Origin of the sequence: Streptomyces sp. ISL-87, assembly GCF_018614095.1 — a bacterium.
Classification (GTDB): Bacteria; Actinomycetota; Actinomycetes; order Streptomycetales; family Streptomycetaceae; genus Streptomyces.
In genome coordinates this window covers 1-13595 of record NZ_JAGGOY010000105.1, presented here as the reverse complement: position 1 = coordinate 13595, position 13595 = coordinate 1, and the positions used below count along the sequence as shown (strand labels likewise).

The window sequence follows — 13595 nt, the reverse complement described above, 5'->3', positions numbered from 1 at the left end:
CACGGATGGTATCCACGGGCCCGTCAACCGTTCGTGACAGCGCGTCACCCAGAATGCGCTCAGTCCTTGTGGGCTTCAGCATTGACATCTCCTGCCTCCTCATCGGACGGCGGCCGTGTTCTGGCGCAGGTGGGCCAGCAGCGGCTGTTCGGGGATGACCGGCAAGGCGCGGGGAGGGGCAGCCCGTTCACCTGGCGGTACTTGTCGCTGAGCTGTCCGCACGACGCGCAGAACCTGCCGCACGCCGTGTTCTCGGTGAACTCTTCGGGGACGGCTCCGTCCAGGCCTTTGAGGCCACCGCCGTCGGCGATCAGCCACAGGTAGGCATCGTCGTTTGGGCGTGCCATGATCGCGCGAAGTGCTCTTCCGCCTCCGACTCATACACTCGGAAATCACCATCATCTGGGCCCACTCCGCCTACGCCGGACAGCTCGTCCACTGGGCCAAACGGCACCTCCGGCTCACGATCAAGACCGTCAGCCGCCCCAAGGATGCCTCCGGCTTCGTCGTCCTGCCGCGGCGTGGTCGTGGAACGGCTCTGGCGTGGCTCATGCACGCCCGCCGCCATGCGCGCGACTACGAACGGCTCGCCCAGCATTCCGAAGCCCTGATCACCTGGGCTGCCATCACCCTCATGACCCGCAGGACCGTCCAGAAGAAGATCTCCCAGGACCGACGCGAGGACAAAGGCCTCATGAACGACGCCTCGAACTGGCCCATAGACAAGCTGACCGCACTCCGCCTCGGCAGGAGACTGGTGGCGGAAGTCCCGGCAACGCGGTCTGGCCGACGGGCATTCGTGGACATTCAGCGTCCACTTCGCCATGCTCCGCGACGGCACCTTCTACGAACCCCGCACCCCTCGAGTGACCGCCGCCTGAACCAGCCCACAGGCAGTTCGACTCACATCAGCGCCTTGCGTCCTCTGTCCACGCCAAAATCTCCGCGGCTCCCCGACGGGCAGCTGCTTCCGGGTCCCGGACGAGTTGTCCGCAGACTACTGCGATGTCCGGCTCACTGTCCCGTCCCGCGAGGGCGTCATGCACCCCGGTCTGCATCCAGTCGGCATGGCTGTCGCCAGCCTCGGCAACCGCCAGAGCGATCAGCCTCACGGCAGCCACCGTCCCCACCCGGGCCAGAGCCTCTGCCGTCTGCCGAGTCACCGCCGTGTCCGCGGAGTCCAGCAGCAGACCCACCAACGCGTCCGCAGCCTCAGGAACATCAGCGAAGGAAGCGAGATCACGCCCGGCACGGACACATTGCGACCACGAAGGAGACGAAGCCTCAGCCAAGGCCGCCTGCAACCCACTCATCGCCTCTGACACAACCAGACAGTCTCATGGCCCACCCCCAAACCACGAGAGGTCCTCCCTCGTCACGTTCAGGCTCAGTCGCTTAGGTGAGTGCCTCCTTCTGAGCCGCCCATGACAATGAGCCAGGCTCCAGGCCCTGATCGCTCCCGAGGGCGGGGCTGCCCCGGACGCCGCGCAGCGCGTCTGCACGGGCCGGACCGGCCTCACGGCCACCGTCTGGCCGCACGCCGAGCTCCTCTACGCGGACAGCGACTTCCATTGAGCCTGGCGAGCTCTCGGCCCTCTGCTCGTTCCGCAGGCAGACGACCAGCGTCATGGCACCCTGCCGCCCGGCACCGCGCCTCGCCGACGACGCCCCTGCGTGGGGAATTACGTGACGCTCAGGCCGTCGGCTCCCGAAATCCTTCGGGGATTGACGCTGAAGAACTCCCGTGCCAGGTGGTGCTGTGGAACGCATGCGTAGCCGATGGCTTCAGGGGGCGGCGCGAAACGCGCTGGCGCTGGTGTCCTCGGGCTTGTCACTATCAGCCGGGCCAGCGGGAGCTAGTGGCTTGTCCGCCGTGCCGGAGTCCGGTGGTTCTCTTCGCTTGTGCGCAGGAGGCCCGTGCCGTTCTCTTGCGCAGTCTGCGAGAAGCCGGACTGCCGCTGGCTGAGGTGGCCGTAGTGCTCGACGGGCCCGAGCGCGATGGCCGAGAGGTGCTTTCGGGCAATGGGCGGGCGCGGGGTACGAGTTGACCTTCAAGTTGGATGAACGTCGACAATCGGGTCCATGGACGGCACCACGGAACTACTGGGCATCAGCGCCTTCGCGCGGCGAGTCGGTCTCGCTCCGAGCGCCCTGCGCATCTACGACGACTGCCGCGTTCTGCGGCCGACGTGGGTTGGCGGGGCGACTGGATACCGCTTCTACAGCCCGTCCCGGGTCCTGGTGCCGGTCGATGACGAGTTCCCGGCCTACCGCGAGATGCTCTCGGCTCCGGCCCCGCCCGAATACCGTGTGATCGTGGATCGCCTGGCGCGCTGCGCGACGCGGTCAACAGCCACGGCGACACGTCCCGCATCGCTCTGCGCTTCGCCGGCGACGAGATGGCCATCTCGCTTCCCGATCACTCCGACTTGCCCCAGTGGATCGGCTTCGACCCTGCCGTCCTGGCTCCCGCTCTGGAGGCCAGCGTCGGGCCCGATGTTCTGCTGGAGATCTCCGCGGCAGACCGACCTGTCGTGGTGCGTTCCGCGGACCAGGGCAGCTTCACCACCCTGGTCATGCCAGTCGCCCTCAACACCACCAGCTGATCCTGCCTCAACGCCGCACTCTCATCACCTCAGGAGAACCATGACCGACCCCGAGAACACCGTCGTGCAGTTGTGCGTGCAGGGTATGCAGGCCGAGACCGAGGGACGAGATGCCCGAGCCCGGGTCCTGTTCCTCCAAGCGTGGGAAGCGGCTGAGGACGACTACGACGCCTGCATCGCCACGCACTACCTCGCCCGGCACCAGCCCACCCCGCACGAGACCCTGCACTGGAACCAGGAGTGCCTGAACCGGGCCGACAAGGTCGGCGACGACCGTGTCCGCGGCTTCTACGCCTCACTTCACGGCAACATGGCCCGAGCCCACCGCGACCTGGGCCAGATCGAGCAGGCCCGCGAACACTTCGAGTCGGCGGCCAAGCACATCGACGACGTCCCACCCGGCCCCCACAACCAATGGCTCCGCTACCGCATCGCCGCAGGATTGCGTGCCACTGGCCCGGTCGCACCACTGCAGCACGAAGACCCGGTCGGAGAACTCCTCACCAAGCTCTGCGCACGCACGGACCTCGAAGCCCTGAGCCTGCTGCTGCCCCCGTACATGGGCAGCCTTGGCACACCCGAGGATGAGGAACGCATCACCACCGCCCTGCGGATGCTTCACGCCGAGCGTCGCCTTCCCGACGAGGAGCAGACCGCGCTCGGCCACGCGATCAAGGTCCGGTCCGCCGTGTGAGCGCACCCGATCCTCGGTGCCACGCGGGACAAGATGGCCTACCCCTCTGCCTGATCGGCGAATCCGGCACCGGTAAGTCCCACCTGCTGATCGCTCTCGGCACCGAGGCCGCGATGGCCGGTTGCCGGGTCAAGTACGTCCTGGCGACCAAGCTGGTCAACGAGCTCGTCGAGGCTGCCGACGAGGAGCAGCTGACCAAGACCATCGCCCGCTACGGCCGCGTCGAGCCTTTGTCCATCGACGAGCTCGGCTACATGGAGCTAGACCGCCGCGGCGCAGAAAACTCCTCTTCCAGGTCCTGACCGAACGCGAGAAGAAGAACAGCGTCGACATCGCTCGAATGAGTCGTTCTCCGGCTGGACCAAGACGTTCACGGATCCCCGCCTCTGCGCGGCCATCGTCGACGGCCTCACCTTCGGCGGCAACATCATCGAGACCGGCACCGACTCCTACCGCCTCGCCGCCGCCCGTGCCCGCGCCCCGACAGCGCGGCCTCCACCGGACCGGATATGACCACGCCGACCGAGTCCGGATCATGAACCCGAGCCCTGTCGGTCTCCAGTGGCTGAGGCCACGACGCCTCCGCATCTCTCCAGGTCGCCCGGCCAGCTTCCAGGCCGGCCGACGTCCAGCCCACAGCCCGCTCATCCAGCACGACAGCCACCTCGTCAAGATCAACAACTCTGTCCATGAGGGGATCATCCCTGATGGACAGTCCCCGGCAGTCCAAGAACCCGAAGCCCAGACCGCGAGACAGGGGCTCCCGCTGTTCTCACTTCTCACCAGCATCTTGAGGGCTGTCGGCTCCTGGTCCTTCTCAGAACGCGTCGACAACCGTTCCTACTTGTGACCTGCGTAGCCACCCCCACATCGCCAGGCCACACCCACCGACGAGGGACGGCCGCGGGCTGTTCATCGTCATGCAGCTCATGACCGCTGGGGCACCCGGAGCGCCCCGAAGAGCAATACCGTGTGGACCGAACAGGCGCTCCCGGACCTCGCGACGCCGCCATGAATGAGCAGATCGGGAGCGCGCCGGCCGCCGCCCGGACTCTTGGGTGCGCGACCTCGCGGACGCCCCTGGCCGAAGCCGCCGCGCTACCAGTGGGTCCACACAGCAACGGCTCCACGGGTCCCACCGGAGCTCTGTCCGCTCCTGACTCGCGCTGACGGTGCGAGGCGCGACAGCATGGAGGGAGGCGGTCGACCGTGGCTGCCCGCGCAGGAGGGCGTTACAGACCGTGACGAGACAGCGCTTTGCGTTCTGCGGGGCTGAGCTGGCCGCTGTCTACGTGCTCGCCGAGGGCCGCGAGGAACTCCATCTGGCCGAGATGACCGGAAACCGCGCCATGCTGTACGGGCTGCCGGCGGTCCTCTCCGTGGACGGGCACTCCCCGGCCGCCGAGGCCTACCGCTCGGGCCACCCGCTGTGGCTGAACCCGAAGGAACTCGCCGCATACGTGGAGGAGGACCCGCACCACTTCCCCGGGCGGGTGCAGGACGACTCCGTCAGGGCACCGCCGGCCAGACTCTCGCTCGGTGCCCTGCCGCTCGGGCACGGCTCCAGGGAGCTGGGCTGCCTGATCGTCGCCGGCGAGGTCCCCGACGGGTTCAGCAATGACCGCCGGAGCCTGCTGGAGCTGTACGCCGACCAGGTCGCCGCCGGACTCGTATCGGTGGCCGCCCACGCGTCCGGGCGCACGGCCCCGCGCCGCCCCGCGCTGGGACACACGTTGGTGCCGCTCCGGGGCGGCGCGTTTATCCTGGACCTCGCCTCCGGCCGCATGGAGGCGCACGCGCGCGTGCTGGAGTTGCTCGGCATCCCACCCGACCAGTTCGGCGGCAACGTGGAGATGCTGCTCGCGAGTGCCGTGCCGGACGACATCCCTGCACTGATGGCCATCGTGGAGCCTGACAGGCTGACGTCGGATCCGCAGCAGCTGGCGTTCCGCATCCGCCGACCGGGGGGTGAACTGCGCTGGCTGGGCCTGCGGTGCCGGGTGATGACGGACGACGACGGCACCCCCGTGCGGGTCCTCGGCGTGGTGGCCGACGCCTCCTACCTGCGCCCCAGTGCCGACGAAGTCTCCATCGTGCAGCGGCTGTCCGCCAAGCTGGCCGGCGCGACGACCATCAGGGACGTCAGCCAGATCGTCGTCAACTCCCTGCGCGGCCCACTGGACGCGAGCCGGGTGGCGGTCGCCGAGCTGGAGGCCGACCGCCTCGTGGTCACCGTCCTCGACCCTCCCGCGCCGCACGCGTGGCCGGGTATGTGGCGTTCGGAATGGCGATCCGAGTGGCCGGACGCCTCGATGCACGACCTGCCCACGCTGCAGAACGCACTGCGGGAGGGCCATGTGAGCCTATGGCCGCCGGGTGCGGACCTCGAACCCGCTCTCGCGGGGATCGGGCCCGGCGGGCTTGCGGTCCTGCCGTTGCCGGCGGACGGCCGGATGGTCGGGGTCTGTCTCGTGGGATGGGACGGTGAGCACCGGTTCGGACCGGAGGAGCGGTCGCTGCTGACCGCCACCGCGGGGCTGGTGGGGCAGGCGCTGATGCGCGCGCACGCGCTGGACGCCGGCCATGAACTCGCCTCGATGCTCCAGCGCAGCCTGCTGCCGCGCAAACTCCCTTCGCTGCCCGGTGGGGTGGCCGTCGCCCGCTATCTGCCCGCGACCGTGGGGCTCGAAGTGGGCGGCGACTGGTACGACGTCATCCCGCTCGGCGACGGCCACGTGGCGCTCGTCATCGGCGATGTGCAGGGGCACAGCGCCGGAGCTGCGACCATCATGGGCCAGATACGGACGGCCGTGAGGGCCTACGCAGTGGAGCGCCACCCGCCCGACGTGGTCATCGCCCGGGCCAACCGGCTGCTCGTCGGCATGGAGACAGACCTGTTCGCCACCTGTCTGTACGTGGACCTGGACATGCAGGAGGGCATCGCCTGGTTCGTCCGCGCCGGTCACCTGCAGCCGGTCCTGCGCAATCCGGACGGCAGCACCGAGGAGATGACGGTCGAAGGAGGACCGCCACTGGGAGTGGTCACGGACACTGAATTCCCCATGACGGAAGTCGGCTTGGTCCCGGGGACCGTGCTTGCCCTGCTGACGGACGGCATGGTCGAGTCGTCCAACGTCCGTCTGGAGGACGGCATGCGCCGGGTGTGCGACGTGCTGGCCACGGCGGACCCGGCCGACCCGGGGATGGTGGCCGACGAACTGCTCGCGGGGGTCAACCGGCGGGACGACGACGTGGCGCTGCTGCTCCTGCGCTACGACGGCACCCGCGTCCGGCCGATGCGGACGAACTGGACCGTCTGGCGGCTCCCCAACGCCGTCCAGCACGCTCGCCGCTTCACCGCGCGCACACTGCGCTCGTGGGGCGTGGAGGAGGAACTGGATGTCGCCCTGCTGGTGGTCTCCGAGCTGGTCACCAACGCGATCGCCCATACGCCGGGAGAGGTGCGGCTGGATCTGACACTGTCCGCGGACCGGCTGCGGATCGCCGTGAACGACGCCTCGCCCCGCAGCCCGGTCAAGCCTACGGACGTGGACTGGTCGGCGACCGGGGGCCGTGGGCTCCTCATCGTCGAGGCGACGACGGCGTCGTGGGGCTCGGTACCGCTCAGCAGCGGCAAGCAGGTGTGGGCCGAGGTGCCACTGGCCACCGCGCGAGCGGCTCACCAAGCGCGCGCGTAGCGGCGCCGCCCTGGGTGCACGCCGTGGCCCTGGATACGCACGGCGAGAACCGTCGCGGTCCGACCTGAACCTGGTGACACGCTCCGGCGGGGACCTGCGGCCCACGGAAGTCCACGATCACCGGGTGCGAAAGGCCGTGCGCCGTCGGATCTGGATGAGCGGCCACACGCGCCCCGCGTCCCACGCCCGCGACCTGGGCAACACGCCCCTCGACGTGTCATATGCGGCCACTCGGGCGACACGGTGACCCGTCCGGCCCATGGTCCGGCGACCCTGCGACACGTACGGCGTTGGGACGATCATGGCGCGCCAGCCCCTCACCCGCACCAAGGCTTCGGTCGCGGTGTTCCGTACCCTGGGGGCATGCACATGCGCCCCACTTTGAGCTGGACCCCCGCCGAGGGCCTGCCACCGGGCACCACGGATGTGGCGCCGGTCGCCGACGTGCTGGGCGTCGGCGGTGTGCTGGTTGTGAGCGGGGCGGGCATCTCCACGGAGTCGGGCATCCCCGATTACCGGAGCGAGGGCGGGAGCCTGAGCCGGCACACCCCGATGACCTACCAGGATTTCATCGGCAGTGCCCAGGCCCGGCGCCGGTACTGGGCGCGCAGCCACCTCGGCTGGCGTACCTTCGGCCGCGCCCGCCCGAATGCCGGACACCGGGCGGTGGCCGCGTTCGGGCGGCGCGGACTGCTCTCGGGGGTGATCACCCAGAACGTCGACGGGCTGCACCAGGTGGCTGGCAGCGGGGGCGTCGTAGAACTCCACGGAAGTCTGGACAGGGTCGTCTGTCTCTCCTGCGGTGCCTTCAGCCCCCGCCTCGAACTCGCCATGCGGCTGGATGAGGCCAATCCGGGCTTCGAGCCGGTGGCGGCCGGGATGAACCCGGATGGTGACGCCGACCTCACCGATGAACAGGTCGGGGGCTTCCGGGTGGCGCCCTGCATGGCGTGCGGCGGCATCCTCAAACCGGACGTGGTGTTCTTCGGCGAGGCCGTTCCGCCGCGGCGGGTCCAGCACTGCCGCGAGCTGGTCCGTGAGGCGGCTTCGCTGCTGGTCCTGGGTTCCTCACTGACCGTGATGTCCGGGCTACGGTTCGTTCGTCAGGCGGCCCAGGCCGGGAAACCGGTGCTGATCGTCAACCGCGACGCGACCCGGGGCGACCAGCACGCCGTCACCCGGGTCGCGCTCCCCCTGGGAGCGGCCCTCACTGCCGTGGCCGGCCGGCTGGGCATTCCTGTCGATGGGGAAGCGGCACCCCGGGGCTGAGGCGCTCAACTGTGACGCGGTCCCCTGCGCCTGCGACGGCGACGCTGCTCCTGACGTGTGTACGGGACCACCGCAGCCTCGTCGCGCCGAACAGACCCATCACGGCCCCGCGAAACCCTTGAACGGCCGCCCGGACACTGCTGCTCGTGCGCGTTCTTCCGCCCGGGCAGACCCCACACGGTGCTGGTGGTCGCCGCGAAGCGCGTGTTCCGGCGGCGGGCCCCCGAAGTAGCGGCGCGGCCGCGGCCTCAGCCCCGTGCGGCGACCGCCGCCTCGAGGAAGTTCCAGCCGTCGACCTTCGCTTCCCGCCTCTCCCCCGGTTCCCATCCGCGGGCCAGCGCCGTGTCGAGCAGGAACCGTACGGTGCCCGGTTCATGTAGGTTCAGGGCGCCGACACCGACGGCCCCCACTTCCCCCGACCCCGTCGTGAAACCCGCGACATACCGGCCGGGGCCCTCATCGAAGACGAAACGCAGCAGGCCGCCGGTACCCGACGGGTGAGAGCGGAGGGTGAGGGTCTTGCGGCAGCCGCCGTTCCCCAGCACGCAATGGCCGTGGCGGACCGTCCACACATAGGTACGCCCGTCAGCGACGAGTCGGCGGGGCTCCTTCGAAGAGCGGGGCATGCGGCCGAGCGTACGCGGCCTGGCACGACGATCCCTAGGGGTTTCCCTCCTCGTCGAGGGGGTGCTCCGACCTGGATGTCCGCCTGTGAGCGTTGGCGACGTCGATGGAAGGGCGGCCGGGAGCGGATGCCCCGGCCGCCCCCTCGTTCTTCTCCCGGGCAATCATCACGAGCTGGCCGACCGGGGCCGGGTCGGGTGGCACACGGGAGAAGAACCTGATCAGGGCCGCGCGTGCCTAGCTGGACACAGCGGCCGCAGGGCCAGTGCCGCCTTCGGCCCCGCACTCGTTGCCGCCGTTACAGCCGTCATGGCACGCGACTATGAAGAGGAGGCCTCGGGGGGCGCCGCCGAGCCCGCGCGGCGAACATTCTGTTGCTCCGGGCCGCAGGCGCCGCGTTGCTTCGCCCGCACCGGGTCAGCTGCCGATGCCGAAGTGCACGTACCGCGGTTCCACGTTGCGGCGGTCGGAGCCGCCCTGGAGGGTGTAGCCGGAAGCCACCCACTCCGAGGATTCCGGATCGTGGCGATGGCAGGTGAGGTAGTCACCCCATTTACCTTCCAGCGGCCCGTGCGTGCTCGTACTCGTGATGGCCAGCCGCCACTCGCCGCCGTCGCGGAAGCCGACGACGTGCGAGGGGTGCCTCGGACCACCGCCCAGGAACAGCGAGACGCCGACAACCCCTTGAGCATTCGGGCAGGCCGCGGGCTGGGCGAACGCGGACTCCTGGCTCCAGATGTCGGGCTCCTCGACCAGGGCCTGAGTGGTCACGTCGACGACCGCGGCCTTGACGTAGGGCATGGGCCGTCCGGACCGGGGGCCGGCCGTCCACAGGAAGCCCGCGCGGGTGCCGCTCACCCAGCCGCCGGTGATACGCGAGTCGGTACGGGTCAGCCACTCTACGCCGCCGGGTCCAGGAGCAGTGAACGGATCGGGGGTCCACGGGCTCACCTGCACGTCGAACGAGCCCACCGTGTTCGAGCCGTCGGGCCAGCCGTGGACCCGCAGGGTCCGGCCGCCGTTGTGGCTGGCGAAGAACATGCTTCCGGCCGCTCCCTGGGTGAGCCGCAGGGAACCGTTCTGCGTCGTCGTCCACCACTGGAAGGTCAGCGCGGTCCGGGCGTTGAGGGCGTCGAGGGGCAGCTTGAAGACAAAGGCGCGCTGCCAGCGGCCAGCCGCGTTGAAGGCGTTGAAGGTGACGTAGAGGTGGTTCGAACTGACCGCCGCGTCGGGGTAGTCGAACCACATGTCAGTCCATGTCGGGTCGAGGTCCCGCGGACTGAAGTCGTGCCAGGTCCATGCGGCCGGGTCGTCACCGGGGGCGAAAGCCACGCGGAAGACGTTGCTGCCCCCCGTGGCGATGTACTGGAGGATCCAGATCCAGAGGTCCCGGCTCGGGTCGTAGAGGACGATCTGATCGCAGCAGAAGCCACCCGCTGCCGGGGGCAGCGTGTTGAACGGATTGACCAGGGTCCATCCCGCGCCGTTGTCGGTGCTGCGGCTGGCGAACCAGTTACCAGTGATGAAGATGTTGTCGTGGGACGTCGCGACGGTCGGCTCGTGGACGGAACCGGTCTGGATGCCGGTGGCGTCGTCGTCGAGACCGATGTTCTGGATGAGACGGACCTGAGCCATGACTGCATTCCTCCGTCACTGCTCCTCGGGCTCGTCGAGCTCCTGGGGAATGGATTCGGGCACCTGGTCCTGCGTGGGGCCCATCGGCTTGCGACGCGGGCTGAACCTGGCATCGCGGGCGTCGAGCTCCTCGGGTGTCGGTGCACCTTCCGCCGACTCGGCCAGCGCCCTGGCCCGCTTTCCGGGCTTCGCCAGGGACTTCGGCTTGCGGGCATGCCCCACGTTCGCTTCCTCCGCCGCGTACGGGGGGCCCTCGGTCCGCTTCTCTTTCGACATCTGACAGCCTCCTGCTCCTGCTCCTGCTCCTGCTCCTGCTATTGAGCTCACTCGGTGCGCGGGTGCAGTGCCTTGGCCCTGCGCCATTCCCCGCGCGCGAGCAGCGAGAACGTGAGCGTGGCGCAGAGGGCGAGGGCGACGATGCCCCATTCGAGCGCGCCGCTGTGCTGGTCGGGGTCGAACCCGAAGACCTCTTCGATCCAGTCGCGCCAGACCACGGTCACCATGAGAAGGATTCCGCTGATCGCGGCAGCGATCGCCTCGATCCAGCCGCGCATACGCACATTACGCATCATCTTGCGCACCCTTCGCGATGTATTCCACGGCCGGACCGACCGGGCCTCCCCTCAACCAGGCCGGGGTGAGAGCGCCCACCGGACAGGCGGGCAGCGACGACCCGTCGCGGCACCGCCACCGCGCGCAGGCGGCGGCAGAAGATGCCGGGCCGAAGACTCAGTTTCAGTAGGCGCCGCACCCCTGAACCTGTCAAACGCACCAGTACGGGTGCGTGCCGCGGAACGTCTTCTTGGGGTCGCATCCGTCGCAGCGTGAGGCGACGCACTGTTCGGCTGTGGCTGGTGGGGAGCGGCTGCTGCCGCGATGCGGCACCGGCAGGCGCAGTGCGCGGATGTCGGTGATCAGGACGCACCACGGCTCGAAGGCGGTGTTCACGTCCTTTCCGGAGGCCCTGACCTCCCGGATCGGACCGGAGTGCCGTCCACGACGGTCTCCACCGACAGTCCGCCAGCGCACCACAAACGATCACGGCGGCGCTCTCAGTCGGCACGGTCACTGCGCGAACGACACCGGCACCCGGGGCAGGTCCTCCCACAGCCCACGGACTCTGAGCAGCAACGGATCTATCGACCTGGCAACTCGCCAACCAGTCCCGAGGCATCAGAAGACGCCCGCTCAGGATGGGCATGGTGTGGAGCCAGCTGGCGTCAACGGGATATACCGGCCCATGACAGCTACATCGCCTTCAAATACCGCCCCGCAACAGTGGCGAGCACACCGCCCAGGCGGTCACAGGGCGGCTACCCGGCTTGCTTCACCAGTTGACGGGCAGGCGGGTCACTCCTGCCACGGGGTGGGTGATGCGCCGGCTGAGGTGCTCGGGGGCGGTGGCCAGGCGCAGCGTGGGCAGGCGCCGGGCGAGGGCGGTGAGGCCGCAGGTGAGGACGGTGCGGCTGAGGTGCTGGCCCAGGCACTGGTGGGAGCCGTGGCCGAACGCCAGGTGCGCGGCGGGCCTGCGGCCGTGGGTGAACGCGGTGAGTTCGTCGGTCGGGGTGTCGAGCGGGCAGGTGACCCACTGGCCGGCGCGGATGAGGACCCCGCCGACCTCGGTGTCGCGGACGGCGCGGCGGGTGAGGCCGTACTGCTTGATCGTGATGTGGTGCAGGAGTTCTTCGACGACGTCGGGTGCGCAGCCGGGGTCGGTTGCGAGTTTCGTGTACCAGGCGGGCTGGGCCTGCAGCAGGGTGAGTACGGACAGGGTCAGCATGTGGGTAGGGCTGACGTGGCCGGGCATCAGCAGGAGTTTCGCGATGCCGGCCAGTTCGGCTTCGCCGAGCGGTGGTGCTCACCCGGTTCTCCCGCGATGGCACCACCAGGTCGGTGCCGGCGGAACGGTCGCATCCCCGGCGCACTGCGGCACGCCCCCGCACCGGCCGGGTCGGGGCCGGGGCCGGCGACGTCCTTGCCGCACGCCCTGAGAAGCAGGCCGAACGTCTGCTGCCATAGGCGCCGTGCCCGCCAGACGGGCGAGGAGTGCCGCCGCAGTGGTGACCGGAGAGGCTCGCGGATCGTTTTCCTGAGGAGCAGGACACCATCTTCGAGGGAAGAGCGTAACGGCGTGGATGCGTTCATTGCGGCAAAGCTGCACAACCGGTTCACCTTGTTCGACCGTGACGGCGACGGCAGGGTCACCAAGGCCGACTACGACCAGCTCGCCCAGCGTCTGGCGGAAGCCGCCGGCCAGGGCGCCGACTCCCCTGCCGCGCGGAAACTGCGGGCCGAGTACGACGCGGGCTGGACGCGTATGTCCGGACATCTCGGGCGAGGGATGGACGCGGAGCTCGACGAGGACGAGTTCGTCACCGCCTGGGACGCCGTCTCCCGCGAAACCGGCTTCGACAAGGCCATCCTGCCCATCGTCGACGAGGTCATCACCGCGATGGACACCGACGGCGACCGGCACCTCCAGCCGGCCGAGTTCACCCGCTGGCTCGCCGCTTACGGAGTACCCGGCGACGCGGCCGCCACCGCCTTCACGCGCCTGGACCGCGACGGCGACGGCCGTATCAGCCACGACGAACTCGCCCAGGCGTTCCACGAGTACTTCACCGGCACCGACCCCGACCTCCCCGGCAACTGGCTCTACGGACCCCTCCCCCACTAACCCCCGCTACGGCCCGCGCGCGGTGGCGGTGTGCGCCAGGTCCGTGGTGCGGTGGGTGACAGCGGCACCCACGGGTTCACCCCTGACTTGGCTCGCTCCGCCGGTACCCACGCCTCTTGGACGGATTCCGATGCGGCGCTCGAAGGCTTGCTGGTAAGCACGGCCGACAAGGTCTGGAAGAACAAGCTGTCTCAGAACCCGAAGACCTCGTGCCTTCCAAGCATCCTTCCCGGTGTACGCGTAGAGGTCGTGTGACCTTCTCACTGAACGTTGTCGCTCCCACTCGGATCCGACAACGCCTCCTGAGACGACATCGACAACATCGCGCGAGACGGGACACCGAGGGTATCGGCATGGCCCTGGTGTCCCACCGGGTCTGTCCAGCCAACGGT

General features: G+C 69.3%; 11 protein-coding genes and 2 pseudogenes. 7 read left to right on the top strand and 6 right to left on the bottom strand.

The features are described from left to right. Positions 1-349 precede the first annotated feature (349 nt). From J7I97_RS31735 to J7I97_RS31710, 6 genes and pseudogenes are all read left to right on the top strand, one after another. Positions 350-646: pseudogene (locus J7I97_RS31735) on the top strand (IS5/IS1182 family transposase); the annotation flags it as partial. 1783 nt (positions 647-2429) lie between these two features. After that, positions 2430-2606: a hypothetical protein gene (locus J7I97_RS31730; RefSeq protein WP_251059352.1), complete on the top strand. Its 177-nt coding sequence runs from the start codon at positions 2430-2432 to the stop codon at positions 2604-2606. Positions 2607-2646: 40 nt separating this feature from the next. Continuing rightward, positions 2647-3300, top strand: coding sequence for a hypothetical protein (locus tag J7I97_RS31725; protein ID WP_214941952.1), 654 nt, complete (start codon positions 2647-2649; stop codon positions 3298-3300). Positions 3301-3332: 32 nt separating this feature from the next. After that, positions 3333-3813, top strand: a pseudogene (locus tag J7I97_RS31720) (ATP-binding protein); the annotation flags it as partial. Between the two features lie 728 nt (positions 3814-4541). Next, entirely contained in the window at positions 4542-6998 is a 2457-nt protein-coding gene (locus J7I97_RS31715) for a SpoIIE family protein phosphatase (protein ID WP_214941950.1), read from the top strand. 363 nt (positions 6999-7361) lie between these two features. Further along, on the top strand, positions 7362-8267 hold the full coding sequence (locus J7I97_RS31710) for an NAD-dependent protein deacetylase (RefSeq protein ID WP_214941947.1): 906 nt from the start codon (positions 7362-7364) through the stop codon (positions 8265-8267). A gap of 248 nt (positions 8268-8515) precedes the next feature. On the opposite strand, the gene J7I97_RS31705 is transcribed toward J7I97_RS31710, so the two are convergent. From J7I97_RS31705 to J7I97_RS31680, 6 genes are all read right to left on the bottom strand, one after another. Then, the gene (locus tag J7I97_RS31705; RefSeq protein ID WP_214941943.1) at positions 8516-8893 is read right to left on the bottom strand and encodes a hypothetical protein; all 378 of its coding nucleotides are present in this window, start codon (positions 8891-8893) and stop codon (positions 8516-8518) included. A gap of 415 nt (positions 8894-9308) precedes the next feature. Beyond that, positions 9309-10526, bottom strand: coding sequence for a hypothetical protein (locus J7I97_RS31700; RefSeq protein ID WP_214941940.1), 1218 nt, complete (start codon positions 10524-10526; stop codon positions 9309-9311). Positions 10527-10541: 15 nt separating this feature from the next. Then, positions 10542-10802 (bottom strand): hypothetical protein, encoded by a 261-nt coding sequence (locus J7I97_RS31695; RefSeq protein ID WP_214941937.1) that lies wholly within the window; start codon positions 10800-10802, stop codon positions 10542-10544. Between the two features lie 47 nt (positions 10803-10849). Continuing rightward, on the bottom strand, positions 10850-11098 hold the full coding sequence (locus tag J7I97_RS31690; RefSeq protein ID WP_251050270.1) for an ABC transporter permease: 249 nt from the start codon (positions 11096-11098) through the stop codon (positions 10850-10852). A gap of 190 nt (positions 11099-11288) precedes the next feature. Further along, positions 11289-11474: a hypothetical protein gene (locus J7I97_RS31685; protein WP_214941932.1), complete on the bottom strand. Its 186-nt coding sequence runs from the start codon at positions 11472-11474 to the stop codon at positions 11289-11291. A gap of 379 nt (positions 11475-11853) precedes the next feature. Beyond that, complete coding sequence (locus J7I97_RS31680; protein WP_214941928.1) at positions 11854-12333, bottom strand: cytochrome P450; 480 nt, start codon at positions 12331-12333, stop codon at positions 11854-11856. A gap of 324 nt (positions 12334-12657) precedes the next feature. Between J7I97_RS31680 and J7I97_RS40080 the strand changes: the two genes are divergently transcribed. Continuing rightward, a complete protein-coding gene (locus tag J7I97_RS40080; protein ID WP_214941925.1) occupies positions 12658-13203 on the top strand; it encodes an EF-hand domain-containing protein in 546 nt (181 codons plus the stop codon). Positions 13204-13595: the final 392 nt, after the last annotated feature.